At 68.7% G+C, this 17966-nt stretch carries 12 protein-coding genes; 2 read left to right on the forward strand and 10 right to left on the reverse strand.

Annotation, left to right across the window (positions count from 1 at the left end; all coding sequences use genetic code 11):
• Positions 1–41 precede the first annotated feature (41 nt).
• Positions 42–521, forward strand: coding sequence for a hypothetical protein (locus ACVOMM_RS07905; protein WP_476343037.1), 480 nt, complete (start codon positions 42–44; stop codon positions 519–521).
• A 17-nt stretch (positions 522–538) separates the two neighbouring features.
• Here the strand turns inward: ACVOMM_RS07905 and ACVOMM_RS07910 are convergent, their stop codons facing one another.
• The 9 genes from ACVOMM_RS07910 to ACVOMM_RS07950 are packed head-to-tail and all read right to left on the reverse strand — an operon-like array spanning position 539 to position 12921.
• Positions 539–2368, reverse strand: coding sequence for a hypothetical protein (locus ACVOMM_RS07910; RefSeq protein ID WP_481526100.1), 1830 nt, complete (start codon positions 2366–2368; stop codon positions 539–541).
• On the reverse strand, positions 2365–4545 hold the full coding sequence (locus tag ACVOMM_RS07915; protein ID WP_481526101.1) for a hypothetical protein: 2181 nt from the start codon (positions 4543–4545) through the stop codon (positions 2365–2367). The genes ACVOMM_RS07910 and ACVOMM_RS07915 overlap by 4 nt, the downstream gene beginning before the upstream one ends.
• Entirely contained in the window at positions 4542–5669 is a 1128-nt protein-coding gene (locus tag ACVOMM_RS07920) for a BatA domain-containing protein (protein WP_481526102.1), read from the reverse strand. The genes ACVOMM_RS07915 and ACVOMM_RS07920 overlap by 4 nt, the downstream gene beginning before the upstream one ends.
• The gene (locus tag ACVOMM_RS07925; protein ID WP_065174124.1) at positions 5666–6559 is read right to left on the reverse strand and encodes a DUF58 domain-containing protein; all 894 of its coding nucleotides are present in this window, start codon (positions 6557–6559) and stop codon (positions 5666–5668) included. The genes ACVOMM_RS07920 and ACVOMM_RS07925 overlap by 4 nt, the downstream gene beginning before the upstream one ends.
• A 7-nt stretch (positions 6560–6566) precedes the next feature.
• Positions 6567–7550 (reverse strand): AAA family ATPase, encoded by a 984-nt coding sequence (locus tag ACVOMM_RS07930; RefSeq protein WP_053515950.1) that lies wholly within the window; start codon positions 7548–7550, stop codon positions 6567–6569.
• A gap of 13 nt (positions 7551–7563) precedes the next feature.
• Positions 7564–8271, reverse strand: a complete 708-nt coding sequence (locus ACVOMM_RS07935; protein WP_481526103.1) for a DUF4159 domain-containing protein — start codon at positions 8269–8271, stop codon at positions 7564–7566.
• Positions 8271–9605: a TldD/PmbA family protein gene (locus ACVOMM_RS07940; protein ID WP_053515946.1), complete on the reverse strand. Its 1335-nt coding sequence runs from the start codon at positions 9603–9605 to the stop codon at positions 8271–8273. Before ACVOMM_RS07940 ends, ACVOMM_RS07935 begins: the two co-directional genes overlap by 1 nt.
• A 21-nt stretch (positions 9606–9626) precedes the next feature.
• A complete protein-coding gene (locus ACVOMM_RS07945) occupies positions 9627–11261 on the reverse strand; it encodes a TldD/PmbA family protein (protein WP_074902370.1) in 1635 nt (544 codons plus the stop codon).
• Between the two features lie 28 nt (positions 11262–11289).
• A complete protein-coding gene (locus ACVOMM_RS07950) occupies positions 11290–12921 on the reverse strand; it encodes a TldD/PmbA family protein (protein WP_481526104.1) in 1632 nt (543 codons plus the stop codon).
• A 659-nt stretch (positions 12922–13580) separates the two neighbouring features.
• On the opposite strand from ACVOMM_RS07950, the gene ACVOMM_RS07955 reads away from it, so the two are divergent.
• Positions 13581–14195, forward strand: coding sequence for a DUF938 domain-containing protein (locus tag ACVOMM_RS07955; RefSeq protein WP_164152952.1), 615 nt, complete (start codon positions 13581–13583; stop codon positions 14193–14195).
• 39 nt (positions 14196–14234) lie between these two features.
• Here the strand turns inward: ACVOMM_RS07955 and ACVOMM_RS07960 are convergent, their stop codons facing one another.
• Positions 14235–17921 (reverse strand): indolepyruvate ferredoxin oxidoreductase family protein, encoded by a 3687-nt coding sequence (locus ACVOMM_RS07960; RefSeq protein ID WP_053519983.1) that lies wholly within the window; start codon positions 17919–17921, stop codon positions 14235–14237.
• Positions 17922–17966 lie beyond the last annotated feature (45 nt).

A 17966-nucleotide genomic window follows, 5' to 3' on the forward strand; every position in this document is an offset into this window, starting at 1 on the left:
GGGTGGCACGACGAGCAACGCAGGGAGCACTTCTGGCCGGCCTGGTGCTGGCCGGTACCGCGCAGGCGCAGCAGGCGCCATCACCCGTATCGGTGGTGCCCGAACCCGGGCAGACCGTCGCCGCACCGCCGGAGCCTGTCGTGACCCCCGAAGGCACGCCCGTGCAGGGCAACGTCACCACCCTCGGCGAAGTGCGCGCGCTGAAGCCTGAAGACGATCAGCCACTGGATCTGTACCGCTTCAGGAACCCGGTGAAGATCGAGAACAACCGCTTCAGCCGCAACTGGAGTGAACCGCCGACGCCCGAGCAGGTGAGCATGGCCGGCGGCTACGTGATGATGGGCGTGGTCAAGGGCCTGCTGGCGGCGGGCAAGGGCTTGAACAAGATCACCGGGGGGCCGGATCAGATCCAGTCCGCCATCGCCCGGCCACCGCCGGAACTGAGCGCGGAACAGCAGCGGCGCGCGCTGCAGTTCTGTGCGCAGCAGGAGGGTTGCGGTGGTGCACCGCCGCTGAAGTGAACGAAGGATGGGGGAAGCTATGCCGTACGGGCAACGCCGGGCGGCCGCCGTTCCAGCCACCACAGCAGCGACGCACACAGCACGAAGGCCAGCCACCATGGCCAGCGTGATCCCGGCACGGGCTGTGTCGCCTGTGCCTTGACCGGTGCGGAGGTGGCCAGGGCCTGTGCCGTCGCATCGATCATTCCCTGCCGGTGCAGCGCCGCTGCATCCGTCCTGTCGAACACATAGCGCCAGTAGGAGTGTTCGCCCTGCTGCAGCCGGTGCCAACCGGCCTCGCGTGGCCACCAGCCGGCACAGCGTGCGCTGCCGGTGCCGCCGTCCACGATCAGCGCCACCGACGCGCCCCGTGCATCGAACACCTGCAACGGCGCCTGCACATCGCACAGGGCCTGTCGTTCCCCGGCCCACGCAATCGGCTGCGGCGACCACGGCGCGGTGCTGCCGCCCTGCGCGCGCGCCAGGGTGCCGACCACGTCGCTCCACAGCTCGCCATGGCGATCGTTGCGGCCGGCCAGCACCCAGCGCCACGTGTCGGTCAGCGGCAGCAGGCCGATGCGACCCTTGCCGGCATCGCGCCAGCCTCCGATGGCAGCGCCGCTGCGGTCGTGCAGCAGTCCGGTGGTGGCAGGCACCTGCAGCGCAAGCTGTTCCAAGGTGGGCAGCGCGGCGGCATGCGAATCACGATCAGCCTCTTCGCCATCGCGGGTAGGCAGCGAGCCGGACGCCAGCGGACCGCGTCGGGCTGCCAGCATCGCGCTGTCACCATCGCCGGGCAGCGTGACGCTGCGGCTGGCGCCATCGCCCTGCACGGGCAGGCCGAGCTCGCGCAGGCGTTGCCGCGCTCCGGCCGATGGCACGCCGGCACTGCGGACCAGCACACCCAGGCCCTCGTGCATGGCCTGGCGCACCGCTGCGAGCTGGCCACTCCCCAGCGTGGCCAGGCTGCGCTCGTCCAGCAGCAGCAGGTCGGTGCGCGCCAACGATGCCGCGTCCAGACCGACCTGACCTTCGCTGATGCTGAGGCCGGCGCCGGTGTCGGCCTGCATCTGCACGTCGATGCCGGCATCGGTGGCCCAGCGTCGCAGGTATTTCAGTTCGGGTCCCGGCGTGCCGGCGCGGATCTGCAGGCGGACCCGCGTGGCCGGCAGGGTCTGCTGGGGTACCGGAACGGTATCGACGACATGGCCTTCGCCATCCAGCAGGCGCAGGCGGAACACGCTGCGGCCTTCGGCACGGGCCACGCCACTCAGTCGTACCCGTCCGTCCTCGGTCAGCGGGGCGCGGTCGATGACCGTGTCAGCCGGGTCCAGCAGCTCAGCCTGTGCGCGGGGGACGCCGCGGGCCTGCGCCTGCACGTCGAAGCGCGCGCCAGGGGCGACATCCGCGGGCAGCTGCAGCGCGGTCCAGCCGCGAGGGGCGGGCGGTGCCTGCCAATGGACCTGCGCGGGCAGCGTGGCGTCGCGGTCGCGTGCCTCCAGGCCGGCGCCGACCAGGGTCAGCCGCGTCGAGGGATGCTGGCGCAGCGCCGTCGCCAGGTCCGGCACACGCGTCGCGCCCGGCACCTGGGCGGCTTCGGGCAACAGGAGGAGCGATCCCTCGCTTGCCGGCTGCGCGCTGGCCCTTCCGGCATCGGCACCCAGCACCACCAGGCCCGCAGCGGGCTGCTGCCGTGCGGGCGGCAGCAGGCATGCGTACAGCAGTGCAGCGGCGATGACCTGCAGGCCGAGCACGGCCAACAGCGGGCCACGCGGTCGCACCGGTGCGCGCAGCTGGCGCGCGCTGGCGACGAGTACGATCAGCAGCAGGACAAGCGCGATCCACAGAGCCGGTGCCGACAGGTTCATGGCTGCGCCTCCAGTGCATCCAGGTATCGCTGCCCCATCGCATCGGCCGCGCTGCGACGTGTGGCCTGCGGCACGGGGCGCTGCAGCGCCCTCCACAGCTGTGCCCGCAGGCGCTGCCGGCAGTCGGCACAGCCCGGTTCGATGCGCAGCTGTTCGATGGCGGCCGCCAGGTCGAGCGCATCGGGCAGGTAGGCCGCATTGCGCTGCTGCCAGCCCGCCAGCGCGTCCAGATCCGGCGTGCCGTTGCCGTCGCCCAGTCGCTGCCACGCCTCGACGATGGCCGGGTCCGGTGCCGTGCGTGCCGTCAGTGGCAGCTGTCGGCTGGCCAGCCCGGCGCGGTCACCGCCCAGGCGCCGGCCCTCATCGATGGGCGGAAGTTCCGGGCCAACGCGGGCCAGGTAGATGCGTTCGGCCTGCTGGACCTGCTTGATGAATCCCAGTGCCTTGTAGGCGTAGGGCAGTGCCTGCTCCGGGCGCCCCTGGCGCAGCTCGCCTTCGGAGGCCCACATCTGGTCGAGTGCCGCCTTCAACGTCGCGCGGGTCTGCGGATCGAGCAGGGTCGCCGCCTCGGCGTGGTCGTGCGTGTGGCCATACTCGGTCAGCACGTCCGTGGCGCTGCCGAACACCGGTGGCGTATCGGCGTTGCCTGCGTTGCCGCCGTGGTCGTGGCCATGCGCGTCGTGGTCGCCGGTCTGCGGCTGCGCCGCGTGGTCGTGATCATGGTCGTGATCGTCGCCGTGGTCGTCTGCGGTGGGGGCGTCACTGGTCGGCAGGTCGCTGGTTGGCGGCGGCTTCGGTGCGCCTTCGCTCTCTTCGCCAAGGAACTGGCCGTAGCGCAGGCGCAGGATGCGCTGGTCGACGCCGATGGCGTCGCTGCGCTTGACGAAGTCATCGGCGGCCAGGCTGCGCCGCTGGCGGATCAGCGCCTCCGCATCGAGGATGATCTGCCGTTGGCTGCGGAAGTAGGCCGGCAGGGTCTTCTTGATGCGGCCTTCCAGCTCGGCGCCCAGCACCGCCTCGCTGCTGGGCAGGCGCAGGATCACGCTGCTGCTGCGGCCGGTCTGGGGTATCGGGGCATGGTTGTCGCGCACCTCCAGCTGGGCGATCACATCGTTGCCGGGCTGCGCTCCCAGTGCGCCCAGATCCAGCGTGTGAGCGAACCGTCGCGCCGTTGCTTCGCCACTGCCGGTGAGCGTCACGCTGCGCTGGACGAAGGTGATGTTCTCGCCGCTGCCCTGGGTGAGGGTGATCGAAAGGCGGGCCTGCGTGGCCACACCGTGATCGTCGCTGGCCTCGAAGCGCAGTGCCCACTGGCGCTGCCCGGGCGTGCCCAGTACCAGGCTGGCAGCGGGCTCCAGCACGCGTACGGTCGGGGCACGGTCCGCCACCACGTCCAGGCGGTACAGGCGTGTCGTGGCCAGTGCCGGTTCGCTGACCACGCGGTACAGCACCGGTGCACGGGCCACATCCTGCGCCTGCCAGTGGCCGTCGCGCTCGCTCAGCGGCACGCGCCGGCCATCGTGGAACTGCAGCCATGCGCTGCGGGGCGCACGATCAAAGCGCAGCGACCAGGACAGGCGGCTGTCGGCGGCGACCTTGGCATCGAGTGCGTTCTGGTTACGGGGAGGTTGACCCGTATAGGCCGGAGCCTCGATACGCAGGCGGGTGGACTGCAGCTGCAACGGGCCCACAACTGCCGGGGCAGCGGGGCGCGACGAGGACACGCCCGGCATGGACGGACCGGACCGTGGCCAGCCCAACGCAAGCAGTGCGACGGCGATCCCTCCGACCCAGCACAGCAGCAACGCGCCGCGCGGCCAGCGCGGACGCAGTTCCGGCATGGCGCGTTCGAGCGCGGCCTGCACATGGTCGCGCTGGCGCTGCTGCAGCGGATTGAGTGCGGCAGGATCGGCGAACAGCAGGTCGGCGCTGTCTTCGCTGGCCCCGCTGCCGTCAAGCCGGCGCTGCACCCAGTGGCGGTCCAGGCGGCGGGCACGGACCGTGGCCAGCACTGTGCAGGCGAGCAGAGTGGCGGTAGCAACGATGCAGGCGATATCGAAACCGCCCAGGCGCAGTGCAAGTGTGGTCGTGGCCAGCGCCCACGGCAGTCCCAGCAGCAGAGTGATGGCGCCGCTGCGGCGCCGTGCGCGCTGCCAGGCGCGTTGCAGCATCGTCATGCGGGCAGCCTCCGCCGCGCGTTGCTGGCCATCCAGCGCTCCAGTGCGAACAACAGCACGATGGCCAGCAGCAGCCAGGCGGTGGGCTCACGCACGGCAGGCGTGGCAGCCGGCAGGGCGACCTGGCGCGGTGCGTGATCCTGCGCATCGCCTGAGCGCGGCGGTGGCGCGGGTTGCAACGCCTGCAGCAGGGTGTGCGGCAGGCGGGCATCGCGCAGCGCGGCATTGCCTGCGGCGTTCCATTCGCCGGGCAGGAACAGCAGGCGGCCGTGGCCAACGCGCTGCTGCCACAGCAGCGTCGCGCCTTCGGCGTCGCGCAGCAGCGGGCGTGCATCCGCTGCCGGCCGGGCGGCGGTCAGCACGCTGCCACCGTCCTGCAGCCATGCCTGCCAGTGAGCGGGCAGCGCATCGGCGCGGCTCCAGACACCGACTTCATCCGAAGCGGGCAACGCATCCGCAGGCAAGGCGGGCGCGGGTGATCGGGTGCCCCATGCGCGCTGCAGCGCAGCCAGCCAGCGCTGTGCTGCGGCCGGGGCATCAGCGTGCATGCGCAGTTGCGGCAGCGGGGCGGCCGCGGCCGTTGCGGCGGTCGCACGGGGATGTGTCTGCCATTGCACCGCCCGCGAGAGCTGCAGGCGCATGCCGTCGAGGCCGGGCAGCGGATCGGGCACGTGCACGGTCAGCGCGGTGCCGGCCGGCAGCTGCGCATCCAGTTCGCGCAGCAGGCTGGGCAGGGCCACATCCGTGGCCGGTGGTGGCTGGTCGATGGTGGGGAATCCGGGCGCAAGCCAGCGCCAGTTGTCGTCGTCGGCAGGAGCGCCGGCATGCAGCGCGGTCGCATCCAGACCGGGTGCGACGACCGTCCATGCGCCGGTAGCCGGCGCCGGTCCGGTCAATGCCGGCCGCGCCAGCAGCACGGCCAGCGCGGCAAGCAGCAGCAACCGCACCAGCAGCAGCGGCCAGTCATCGAAGCGGACGCGCTGGCGCGGGCGGATCCGTGCACGCAGCCAGCGCAGCGCGGCGAAGTCCAGCGGCGTGTAGGGATGGCGACGCGCGAGATGGATCAGCAGCGGCAGCAGCCACGCCGCCAGTGCGGCCAGCCCGAGCGGAAACAGCAGGCTCACGCGCCGCCCCCGCGGCCGAACAGCGCCTGCAGCGGCTGGTCCACCGGTTGATCGAGCCAGCCGGTGGCACTGGCGATTCCACTGGCCTGCAGCCGCAGGTGCAGTGCCGTGTGTGCAGCGGTGAAACGCTGCAGGTAGTCGGCGCGGATCGCCGCGCCATCGCCGAGCAGTTCCTCGCCGGTTTCAGGGTCGCGGAACCGATGGCCGGCATCGAATGGGAAGTCGCGCTCGTCGGCGGTCAGCACCTGCAGCAGCAGTACCTCGCGGCGTGCACTGGCCAGCTGCTCCAGCAGCACGATGCCGGCGTCATCAAAACCATCGCCGATGGCCAGCAGCAGGTCGCCCGGGCGAACGCGCTCCCACAGCGGGCGCAGCGTGTCACGGGCGGGCCAGCCGCCTCGTGGCTGCAGGGCATGCAGTTGCAGGTGCACGCGGTCGCGCTGGCGTGCGCCCTGCGCTGCGGGTACCAGCTGCAGGCCGTCGCCGGTGACGGTCAGCAGGCCGAAATGATCGCCCTGCTGCAGTGCCAGCTCGCAGACACAGGCGGCCAGCATGCGCATGTGATCCAGGCGGCTGCGTGCCGGCGCGCCACGGTCGGACTGGCCGGCCGATGCGGTGGCATCGAGCAGCAGCCATACCGTGATCGGACTTTCGCGCTCCGACTCGCGCACGAAGAAGCGGTCCGAGCGCGCGTACAGTTTCCAGTCGATCTGGCGCAGTTCATCGCCGGGTTCGTAGGCGCGGTACTGGGCGAATTCCAGGCCGGCGCCACGACTGCGGCTCGCGTGCTGGCCGATGCCGCTCGCGCCGCTGGCCAGACGTGGCCGCAACCGCAGCGCGCGCAGGCGCGCTCGCAGTTCGGGAGGCAGGACCAGCGTGCCAGCACTCACGCGTGGATCACCCGGGGAACGGCACGGCGTGCAGCAGAGCGGCGACCACGTCGTCGGCGCGCTTCTGTTCGGCTTCGGCGGCGAACGACAGCAGCAGGCGGTGGCGCATCACCGGTGCAGCCAGGGCCTGCACGTCCTCGCGGGTGGCGGCGAAGCGGCCCTGCAGCAACGCGCGCGCCTTGGCCGCGAGCACCAGCGATTGCCCGGCGCGTGGTCCCGCACCCCACTTCACCCACTGGTTGATCGCCGCGGGCGCTTCCGGCCCGGGTCGGCTGGCACGCACCAGCCGCGTGATCCAGGCCAGCACATCGGGGCTGACGTGCACCTGGCGCACTGCCGCCTGCAGGGCGATGACCGCAGCGGCGTCCATCACCTTCGGTACCGCCTCGCCGGCACCGCCGGTGGTCTGTTCCAGGATCTGGCGCTCCTCGGCCTCGCTGGGGTAATCGACCAGGACGTGCAGCAGGAAGCGGTCCAGCTGGGCCTCCGGCAGCGGATAGGTACCGGCCTGTTCGATCGGATTCTGCGTGGCCAGCACGAAGAACGGCGCGGGCAGCGCATAGGTGGTGCCGGCATAGCTGACGGTGCGTTCCTGCATGGCTTCCAGCAGCGCGGCCTGGGTCTTGGGCGGCGTGCGGTTGAGCTCATCCGCCAGCAGCAGATTGGTGAAGACCGGCCCCTGCTGGAAGCGGAAATGACGATGGCCGGTGCCGTGGTCTTCCTCCAGCAGCTCGGTACCCAGAATGTCGCTGGGCATCAGGTCCGGCGTGAACTGCACGCGTCGGAACTGCAGCTCCAGCGCCTGCCCCAGCGAACGCACCAGCAGGGTCTTGCCCAGGCCGGGCGCGCCTTCCAGCAGGCAGTGGCCGCCGGCCAGCAGTCCGATCAGCAGCTGCTCGACCACCGTGTGCTGGCCGACCACGGCACGGGCCAGGGCGGCGCGCAGATCGTGCAGGCGCGGCAGCAGGGAATCGAGATCAGGGCGGGTCATGGGGGGCTCTCACTCAATTGTTCAATGCGTACATCACGATGTTGACGCCGAAGCGCGTGTTGTCCTCGGCCAGGAAGCGCTTGTTGCGCCAGTCGTAATCCCACTCGCAGCCATAATCCTTGTTGCTGTACAGCACGCCCAGGCGGCCATCGACCTCGATGCCCTTCAGATAGTCGTGCACCAGATCGTCGCCCCAGCCGTTCAACTCGAAGCTGGTGGCCGGTGGTCCATCGGGGAAGCGGAAGAAGCTGCGGTACAGCGCGTGGCTGTTGGGCAGCTTCTGCAGCGCCCTGGGCCCGAACAGGCGGCCCATCTGCGCCTCGAAGGAGGTTGCGAACAGGCCATCGATGTCATGGTTGCAGTCATCGACGAAGACGAAGCCTCCGTTGCGCACGTAGCGCACGAAGTTCTGCCGCTCGGCCGCGTTGAATTCCACCAGCGTGTGCCCGGCCAGGTAGCAGAAGGGGGCTTGCAGCATGCGTGGGTCGGCCAGTGCCACCACGTGTTCCTGCGGGTCCACGCGCAGCGAGGTGTAGTCGATCAGCGAAGTGATCAGGTTGGACGGCATGCGCGCGTCCACGTCCCAGTCGCCCGAGTCGTACTGCAGGCGGGTGAACCAGAAGTCGTAGCGCGAACTGCGCGGGCCTGCCTGTGCCCAGGCCGGAAGCGCGGCCGCCGAAGCGGCAGCAGCCAACCAGCGCAGGCAGGCCCGGCGATCCATCAGACGGCGTCGGACAACGAGGTGAAGGTGAAATCGCGCAGCTTCATCGGCGGGATCATCATCACGAAGCTCGACTCGTCGCCTGCCACGCGCACCGGCTTGCCCAGCTCTTCGATGTTGTTGAGCATGATCACCGGCGATTCGTTGAAGCGGAAGTTCTTCACCGGGTGCTTGATCTGGCCGTTCTCGATGTAGAAGGTGCCGTCACGGGTCAGGCCGGTCAGCAGCACGGTCTGCGGATCGACCATGCGGATGTACCAGGTGCGGGTGACCAGGATGCCCTTCTGGGTGCCACGCACCAGCTCGGCGGTGCTCTTCTCGCCACCGCTCATCAGCAGGTTGCCCGGCGTGGCCTTGGCGGTCTTGCCCTGCTTCTGCGCCCAGAAGCGCGAGTAGTCCAGGTTGGCCACCTTGCCGTTCTCGATGATGGCCAGGCGCTCGCGCGGCATGCCCTCGTTGTCCCACGGCAGCACCGGCGCTTCCGGGTGCCACGGATCGGCATACATGTTCACGCGTGGGTCGTAGACCTGCTCACCGAGCTTGTTGCCGCCGCCCTTCTTCGACAGAAAGCTGCGGCCTTCGTCGGCCGAGCGCGCACTGAAGAAATTCATCATGAAGCTGATCAGGCCTGCGGCCGCGGCCGGCTCCAGGATGACCGTGTACTTGCCCGGCTCCAGCGCCTTGGCTTCGGCCGACTCGGTGGCCTTGCGCATGGCGATGCGGACATCCTGGTCGGCCTTGAAGTCCGCCGCGTCCTTCAGGTTGCGGCCGACCCAGCCCGATCCGCGGCCGTCCTCGGTACGCACGGTGCAGGTGTAGTCGAAGTTGGTGGTGCGCTGGTAACCGAAGTTGCCGTTGCTGTTGGCAGTGGCGTAGAAGCCCTGGCCATCTTCAAGGAAGCCGGCGGCAATCAGTCCGTTGCCACGGCAGGGCGCGATCGAATCGGCGGCCACCTTGGCGCGGAATGCCGGATCGATGGCGGCGGTGGACTCGCTGAAGGTCGGGCTCGGCCGGTAGGTCTGCTTGCCGATGGCGGGCATGAACTCCGGGTTCTCCGGTGCCAGGCGGGCCAGATCCTCGGCGCGGCGCACCACGCGTTCCAGTGCGGCGTCGTCGAACTCGTTGATCGAGGCGGTGCCCACGCGCTTGCCGAAGGCCACGGTAACGGCCAGTTCGGTGTTGTCCACGATGCCGCTGGTGGAAACGTTGTTCAGGGCGAAACGGATGTTGCCGGCGATCGATCCCGCCAGCACGGCGGTGCATTCATCGGCCTTGGACAGGGCGATGACCTTGTCGAGGATGGCCTTGGCCTGGGCTTCGGTGAAGATACTCATGGTGTAAGGGCTCCTGACCGGTCAGCCGAGGCTGCGTGCGGTGTTGATGACATTGATGCCGTTGAAGCGTGCGGTCGACGAGCCGTGCGAAACCGCCGAGACCTGGCCCGGCTGGCCCTTGCCGTCGAAGAACGAGCCGCCCAGGCGGTAATCGCGTTCGTCGGCCACGGCGGTGCAGGCGTTCCAGAACTCCGGCGTGCGGATCTGGTAGGCCACGTCCTCCAGCATGCGGGTGATCTGGCCGTTCTTGATCTCGTAGAACAGCTGGCCGCCGAACTGGGCGTTGTAGCGCTGCTGGTCGATCGAGAACGAGCCGTCGCCGATGATGTAGATGCCGTTCTCCACGTCCTTGATCAGGTCCGGCACGCTCAGCGGCGTCTTTCCCGGTGCCATCGACACATTGGCCATGCGCTGGAACTGCACGCTGGACCACGAGTCGGCATAGCAGCAGCCATCTGACTCGGTCTTGCCGAGGATGTGGGCCTGGTCGCGGATGGTCTGGTAGTCGACCAGCTTGCCGTTGCTGATCAGGTCCCAGCGCTTGCACTTCACGCCTTCATCGTCGTACGCGACCGCGCCGAGGCTGCCCGGCTGGGTCTTGTCGGCGAACACGTTCACCAGCTCGCTGCCGTACTGGAAGCGCTGCTCGCGCTTGTCCAGGGTGGCGAAGCTGGTGCCGGCGTAGTTGGCCTCGTAGCCGAGCACGCGGTCCAGCTCCAGCGGATGGCCGATCGACTCGTGGATGGTCAGCCAGGTGTGCGACGGGTCCAGTACCAGGTCGTACTTGCCCGGCTTCACCGACGGCGCCTTCAGTTTCTCCTGCGCCTGCTTGGCGGCCGCGATGGCGTCCTCCTTCATGTCGTAGGAGGAGCTGTAGTTGACCACGCCGTTGGGGCTGACGACCTTGCCGGCGGCGGCGCCGTCCAGATACTCGTAGCCCAGGCCCATCGGCGCAGACAGGCCTTCGCGGGTGCGGAACTTGCCACTGGTCTTGTCGATGGCGGTGACGGTCATCGGTGCCCAGATGCGGTGCACGTCCTGGTCGATGTAGGAGCCATCGGTGGACGCGAAGTACTTCTGTTCATTGACCAGGAACAGCATCGAATTGACGAAGCTGGCACCGGCGCCGATCGCTGCGGCATTGACGTCCAGCAGCAGGTCGACCTTCTCCTTGATCGGCACCTCCATCGCATTCTTGCGGATCGGCGTGCGCCAGCTGACCTCGCCCACGCCGGGCGTGCTGGCCAGCTGCACCGGCGCGCTCTGCACGCCTGCGTTGGCCTTGGCGATGGCCGCAGCCTGCTGGGCGGCCCTGGCCACGTCGGCAGTACCCAATGCGTTGGTGGCGGCGAAGCCCCAGGCACCGTTGACGATCACGCGGATGCCCACACCGGTGGACTCGGTGTTCACCACGTTCTGCACCTTGTCTTCGCGGGTGATCACGAACTGCCGCAGATAGCGGCCGATGCGCACGTCGCAGTAGGTGGCGCCGGCACTGCGGGCGGCCTGCAGGGCAGCGTCGGCCAGGCGCTTCTTCAGCGCGGGGTCAAGGCTGGACTGCAGCTGCTCGGCGGCGATCACTTTGCCGAAGAAGGACGGCACGATCAGGCCGCCCGCGGTAAGCCCGGTCAGGGCCAGGAAGTCACGTCTGTGCAAGGCTGCTCTCCATGAACGATGGGGTGGCTCAAGCGCCGAGACTGCGCGCGGTGTTGATGATGTTGATGCCGTTGAAGCGGGTGGTGGACGAACCGTGCGACACCGCCGAGACCTGGCCCGGCTGGCCCTTGCCGTCGAAGAACGAGCCACCAAGGCGGAAGTCGCGTTCGTCGCAGATGGCTGTACAGGCGTTCCAGAACTCCGGCGTGCGGATCTGGTAGGCCGCGTCCTCGACCATGCCGGCGATCTTCCCGTCCTTGATCTGGTAGTACAGCTGGCCGCCGAACTGCGCGTTGTAGCGCTGCTGGTCGATGGAATAGGAACCACGGCCGTGGATGTAGATGCCGTTCTCCACGTCCTTGATCATGTCCTCCACGCTCAGTGGCTGCTTGCCCGGCGCCAGTGAGACATTGGCCATGCGCTGGAACTGCACGCTGGACCAGGAATCGGCGTAGCTGCAGCCATGCGACGCATCGCGGCCGAGGATGTGTGCCTCATCGCGCGTGGCCTGGTAATCGACCAGGATGCCGTCGCGGACCAGGTCCCAGCGCAGCGTCTTGACGCCCTCGTCGTCATAGCCGACGGCACCGAGGCTGCCCGGTTGGGTCTTGTCGGCAAAGAAGTTGACGATGTCGCTGCCCCAGCGGAAGCCCGCATCGCGCTTGTCCAGCGTGGCGAAGCTGGTGCCGGCGTAGTTGGCCTCGTAGCCCAGCACGCGGTCCAGCTCCAACGGATGGCCGACGTTCTCGTGGATGGTCAGGAACAGGTTGGAGGGATCCAGTACCAGATCGTACTTGCCGGGCTTCACCGACGGCGCCTTCAGCTTCTCGCGCGCATGCCGCGCCGCTGCGATCGCATCTTCAACCGGATCGTAGGAGTCGCGGTAGGCGGTGATGCCGCCGGGCAGCTGCACCTTGCCGCGCGCGTCGCCATCGAGGAACTCGTAGCCCATGCCCATAGGAGAGGACAGACCGGCGCGGGTGCGGAACTTGCCGGTGGCCTTGTCGATGGCGGTGGCCGTGAAGGGCAGCCAGATGCGATGGATGTCCTGGTCGATGAACGAGCCGTCGCTGGAGACGAAGTACTTCTGTTCGTTGACCAGGAACAGGGTGGAATTGATGTAGTCGGCACCGGCGTTCATCGCCGCCGCATTCAGGCTCAGCAGCAGGTCGACCTTGTCCTGGATCGGCACCGCCATCGCGTTCTTGCGGATCGGGGTCTTCCAGCTCACATCGCCGACGCCGGTGACCGGTGCCAGCTGCACCGGCCGGCTCTGCAGGGGGGCATTGGCGCGCGCGATGGCAGCGGCCTGCCCGACGGCGGCCAGGACCGCGGCGGGGGTCTGCTCGCGGGTGGCGGCGAAGCCCCATGCGCCGTTGACGATGACCCGGATGCCGATGCCGGACGACTCGCTGTTGGTGACGTTCTGCACCCGCGCTTCGCGGGTGATCACGGCCTGGTTGAGGTAGCGGCCGATGCGCACATCGCAGTAGGTCGCCCCGGCCCGCTTGGCAGCGGCCAGCGCGGCCTCGGCCAGCACCTTCCTGCGGGCCACGTCGCCCGGTTCGAGCAGCTGCTCGGCGGCGATCAGCCGCGCGTGCGGCAGCAGCAGGCCGGCCATGCCCAGACCGGATAAAGCCAGGAACTCACGTCGTTGCACAGCGCTCTCTCTCACTCGCGTGCGGCCGGCAACGGGCCAAGCCGATCACGTCAACTGCTCGACTTTCGCCAGCGGAGGGCAATCAGCACAAGTGACTGCAGTCATGGGTGGGGCGCGGCAGGGCTTGCCGCCCTGCACTTGCTGGAATCAACGTCAACGTCAACGTCAAAAGCGGGCATTCCGTGGGATGGCGGGGTGGGTCCGGTTGCGGGGGACGCCGTGAATCCGTCCCTGTAGCCTCGGTCGCGCCATCCATGGCGCTCACGCCCCCGCAACCGGACCCACCCCGCCTTCGACAGTTGGCCGGTGGCCAGCAGATCCACGTCATGCGTGGATGAAAGCTGTTGGATATCGAATCAAATTCCGGGGTCAGATCCGTTCTCCTGCGGAAAACGGATCTGATCCCAAGAGTATTTCCGACAGATCGCAGCCAACTGTCGAAGGCGGGGCGCTGTGGGTTTGCGGGGTGTGAGCCGCATGGATGCGGCGACCAAGCCCCCATGGACGGGTTCACGGCGCCCCCGCAAACCCACAGTGCCCCGCCATCCCACGGAATGCCCGCTTTTGACGTTGATGTTGCTTCGGTGGGTGCAGGGCGCAGCCCTGCCGGACACCCTCCCTCGTGCACAATGGCCCGACCCCGTCCGGATGCCATCCCGATGTCGAGCAAGCCGTATTCAGAAGCCTGCGAACGAAACCGCGAACCGATCGCTGCCGCGCTCGATCCGTGGATGGGCGACCGCCACCGGGTACTGGAGATCGGCAGCGGCACCGGCCAGCACGCCGTGTTCTTCGCCGAACGCTGGCCCTGGCTGCGCTGGCAGCCCAGCGACCACCCCGACCATCTGCCGGGTATCGAGGCGTGGCGCGCCGAGGCGGCACTGCTGAACCTGCTGCCGCCGGTGGCGCTGCAGGTGGAACTGCCACCGGCAGCAGGGCTGCCGGTGCCCGAGGGCAGTCTGTTCGACGCCGCATTCAGTGCCAATACGCTGCACATCATGAGCTGGGAGCACGTGCAGGCGCTGTTTGCCGCGTTGCCGTCGGTGCTGCGACATGGCGCACTGCTGGCGGTGTATGGCCCCTTCAACTACGGCGGCCGCTACACCAGTGACAGCAATGCGCGGTTCGATGAGTGGCTGAAGGCGCGGGATCCGCGCAGCGGCGTCCGCGATGCGGAGGCCGTGCAGGCGCTGGCCGCGGAAAGCGGCTTCACCCGCCTGCGCGATGTGGGGATGCCGGCCAACAACCGCCTGTTGGTGTGGCGGTTGGGCTAGGCAACCGCCGCGGCTGACGGTGGCCGGCGCTGCTCCGGCTTACGCCACCTGCACGATATGCAGCGCCTTCGGGTTGCGCCACTGCGCCAGCAGCGCAGCTTCCCGCGCCTTGGCGCTCTCCACATGCGCTTCCTTGACGTGGCCGAAGCCGCGGATGTGCTCGGGGATGCTGGCGATCTCCACGGCCAACGCCAGGCGACCGTCGTCCAGCCCGTCCAGCAGCAGCTGCACGGTGGCTTCGTAGTCGCCGATCAGCTTGCGCTCCATGCGGCGCTCGGCAGTGCGGCCGAACACATCGAAGGCACCGCCCCGCAGGAACTTCAGCTTCGCCAGCAGGCCGAACGCCTTGAACATCCACGGACCGTACTCCTTCTTCTGCAGCCGGCCCTGTTCATCCTTCTTCGCGAACAGCGGCGGCGCCAGATGGAAGCGCAGCTGGTAGTCACCCTCGAACTGCTGCTGCAGCCGGCGCTGGAAATCACCGCTGGTGTACAGGCGGGCGACTTCGTATTCGTCCTTGTAGGCCATCAGCTTGAACAGATAGCGGGCCACGGTCTCGGTCAGCGCGGTCGAGCCGCCGATGCGCTCGCGTTCGGCGGCGCGCACGCGTTCGACCACGCTGCGGTAGCGATCGGCGTAGGCGGCGTCCTGGTAGTCGACCAGGAACGCGGCGCGGCGTTCGATCATTTCATCCAGCGAGCGCGACAGGCGCGCGTCGTCCAGCGGCAGGAAGGCAACCTCGCCGCCATGCGAGGGCAGGCCACGCAGTTCGCGTTCGTCGCCAGTGTTGCGTGGCGCAGCGGTGGCACCCCACTCGTTGCCTTCCCACTCGCCCGGTGGCAGGGGATGCAGCGGGCCCGGCGTGGATTCGGTATCGGTATGGCGGTTGCGCACCAGGCCGGCGGCCTCCTGCACGGCCTGCGGATCGATCGCCGCCAGCCGGCCCCAGGCGAAGGCCTGCTGGTTCATTGCCACCGCCGCGCCGTTGAGCTCGATGGCACGCATCAGCGATTCGAACGACAGCGGCACCAGGCCCTGCTGCCAGGCGTAGCCGAGGATGAACAGGTTCGCGGCGATCGCATCGCCCAGCAGCGCCGTGGCCAGCTGGGTGGCATCGAGCAGCAGCGGCTCATCGCCGCCCAGCGCCACGCGCACGCCGGCGATGATGTCGGCCGCCGGGAACTGCATGTCGGGACGGGTGGTGAACGTGCCCGGCATCGCTTCGTAGGTGTTGAGCACGACCTGCGAGCGGCCTGCGCGCACCTTCGACAGTGCCCAGTAATCGTTGACCACCACCATGTCGCAGCCCAGTACGAGGTCGGCCTCACCGGCGGCGATGCGCACGGCGTGGATGTCCTCCGGCCGGCGTGCGATGCGGATGTGGGTGGTCACCGCGCCGCCCTTCTGCGCCAGGCCGGTCTGGTCGAGCACCGTGGCGCCCTTGCCCTCCAGGTGGCCGGCCATGCCCAGCAACGCGCCGATGGTGACCACGCCGGTACCGCCCACGCCGGTGATGAGGATGTTCCAGGGCTGCTCCAGGCTGCCGCGCACCGTCGGCGCCGGCAGGTTGTCCAGCAGGGACGATGCATCGCGCCGGCTGCCCTTTCGCGGCTTCCCGCCATGCACCGTGACGAAACTCGGGCAGAAGCCATTCACGCACGAGTAGTCCTTGTTGCAGTTGGACTGGTCGATCTCGCGCTTGCGCCCGAACTCGGTTTCCTTCGGCAGCACCGATACGCAGAAGCTCTTCTTGCCACAGTCGCCGCAGCCCTCGCAGACCAGCGAGTTGATCATCACGCGCTTGGCCGGATCTTCCAGCTTGCCGCGCTTGCGGCGCCGCCGCTTCTCGGTGGCGCAGGTCTGTTCGTAGATCAGGATCGAGACCCCCTTCACCTCGCGCAGGCGCTTCTGCACCTCGTCCAGCGCGCTGCGGTCGTGGAACTCGACGTCACTGGGGAAATGCTCGCGCTGGCGGGTCCACTTGGCGATGTCGTCGGACAGCACCACGATGGTGTGGATGCCTTCGGCGCGCATCTGCCGGGCGATATCCGGCACGCTGAGCGGGCCATCCACCGGCTGGCCACCGGTCATCGCCACCGCATCGTTGTAGAGGATCTTGTAGGTGATGTTGACGCCGGCCGCGATCGCCTGGCGGATCGCCAGCGAGCCGCTGTGGAAATAGGTGCCGTCGCCCAGATTCTGGAACACGTGCGGGGTATCGGTGAACGGCGCCTGCCCTGCCCAGGTCACGCCTTCGCCACCCATGTGGGTGAACGTGTCGGTGCTGCGGTCCATCCAGGTCACCATGTAATGGCAACCGATGCCGGCCAACGCACGTGAACCGTCCGGCACCGTGGTGGAGGTGTTGTGCGGGCAGCCCGAGCAGTAGTGCGGTACGCGCGGGAAGCTGGCGCGCGGCAACGCGAGCTCGGCCTCCTTCTGCTGCATCCACTGCAGGCGCTGTTCGATCGACTCGTTGTTGAAGAACCGCTGGATGCGCCGGCCGATCACGCCGGCGATGGTGGCCGGGGTCAGCTCGCCGGTGGACGGCAGGATCCATTCACCGGCTTCGTCGTACTTGCCGACGATGGACGGGCGCGGGCCCCAGCTGGCCGGCCAGTTGAAGAACTGCTCCTTCATCTGCCGCTCGATGAAGGCGCGCTTCTCCTCCACCACGATGATGTCGTCCAGGCCCTGCGCGAAGCGGGCGATGCCTTCCGGCTCCAGCGGCCAGGTCATGCCGACCTTGTAGACGCGGATGCCGATGTCGGCGCAGGCGGCCTCGTCCAGGCCCAGGTACTCCAGTGCCTGCAGCACATCCAGGTAGCTCTTGCCGGTGGTGACGATGCCCAGCCGTGCACGCGGCGCGTCCATCACCACCCGGTCGATGCCGTTGGCGCGGGCGAAGGCCTGCGCCGCCTTCACGGCATAGCGGTGCAGGCGCATCTCCTGGTCCAGCGGCGGGTCCGGCCAACGGATGTTGAGGCCGCCGGCCGGCATCGGGAAGTCGTCCGGCAGCACGATGCGACGCGCCAGCGGATCCACGTCGACCGATGCCGACGATTCCACCGTCTCGGCGATGGTCTTGAAGCCGACCCAGCGCCCGGTATACCGGCTCATCGCCCAGCCGAGCAGGCCCATGTCGAGAATGTCCTGCACGCCCGCCGGATTCAGCACCGGCATCATCGCGCTGACGAATTCATCCTCGCTGCCGTGCGGCAGGGTGGAGCTGCGGCAGGCATGGTCATCGGCCGCCAGCGCCAGCACGCCGCCATGACGGGACGTGCCTGCCGCATTGGCGTGCTTGAAGACGTCGCCGCAGCGGTCCACGCCCGGGCCCTTGCCGTACCACATGCCGAACACGCCCTGTACGTTGGCGCCGGGGAACAGGTTGGTCTGCTGGGTGCCCCAGACCATGGTGGCGCCCAGGTCCTCGTTCAGGCCCGGGGTGAACTTCACCCGCGCGGCCTCCAGGTGCGTGCGGGCGCGCCACAGCTCCAGATCGAAGCCGCCCAGGGGGCTGCCGCGGTAGCCGCTGATGAACCCCGCGCTGTCGATGCCTTCGGCGGCATCCCGCAGCCGCTGCATCAGCGGCAGCCGCACCAGCGCCTGCACCCCGCTCAGGTAGATCCGTCCCTCGTTGCGGGTGTACTTGTGATCGAGCGTGTAATCACGGTCGATCAGGTCGGCGGAAGAGGGCGAGGTGAGTTGCGCGGTACTGGTCATGGCTGGCCCGGTCAGGATCGGCTGGCACCGGCCGCGTGCAGGCAC

The sequence above is a fragment of the Stenotrophomonas sp. STEN009 genome, assembly GCF_056760395.1.